Source organism: Actinomadura sp. KC345, assembly GCF_004348515.1.
In the GTDB taxonomy this organism is placed as follows: Bacteria; Actinomycetota; Actinomycetes; order Streptosporangiales; family Streptosporangiaceae; genus Spirillospora.
Window position 1 is genome coordinate 1 of record NZ_SMKH01000591.1, and the last position, 888, is coordinate 888.

General features: G+C 72.0%; 1 protein-coding gene. It reads right to left on the reverse strand.

Annotation, left to right across the window (positions count from 1 at the left end; all coding sequences use genetic code 11):
* Positions 1 to 888: condensation domain-containing protein (locus E1281_RS39790; protein WP_243717822.1), on the reverse strand; the 888-nt coding region annotated here is incomplete at both ends.

An 888-nucleotide genomic window follows, 5' to 3' on the forward strand; every position in this document is an offset into this window, starting at 1 on the left:
GCCTCGAACAACGCCGGGATCGTCGTCCGCTCCGCCGGTGCGGCCCCTCCCCCGGCCCACTCGCCGAGGATCGTGGCGCGTTCCTCCAGGGAGAGGACGTCGGCCTTGGAGATGGACGCGTCGGGGTCGGCGAGCAGCGCCGACAGGTAGCGCTCGAAGCGCTCGATGAGCCGGTGCGCGGTGGACGGGTCGTAGAGGTCGAGCGCGTACTCCAACTCGCCGTCGAGACCGTCCTCCCGCTCGGTGAGGACCATCAGCAGGTCGAAGCGGGCGACGCCGGCGGCCAGCGGCTCCACCTCGGCGCTGAACCCGGGCATCTCCAGCCGCGCCTCGGGGTTGTTCTGGAACGTCAGCCCGACCTGGAACAGCGGGTGCCGGGCCAGGTGCCGCGGCGGGTTCAGCACCTCGACGAGCCGCTCGAACGGGACGTCCTGGTGCGCGTAGGCGGCGAGGTCGGTCTCCCTGACCCGCCCGACCAGCTCGCGGAACGAGGGGTCCCCGGAGGTGTCGGTGCGGAAGACGAGCATGTTGACGAACATGCCGACGAGATCATCGAGCGCCTCGTCGGTACGGCCCGCGACCGGCGACCCGATCGGCACGTCCGTCCCTGCACCGAGGCGGGTGAGCAGCGCGGCGAACGCGGCCTGGGCGACCATGAACGGGCTCGCGCCGGTGTCGCGGGACAGGGAGAGCAGCGCCTTGTGGATGTCGGCGCCGAGGCGGAAGCGGGCCGTCGCGCCCCGGTAGGACGCCTCTGCCGGACGCGGCCGGTCGGCCGGAAGCGGCAACTCCTCCGGCAACCCCGCCAGCGCCTCCCGCCAGTAGGCGATCTGCCTGGAGATCAGACTGTCCGGATCATCCTCCGACCCGAACAGATCACGCTGCCAG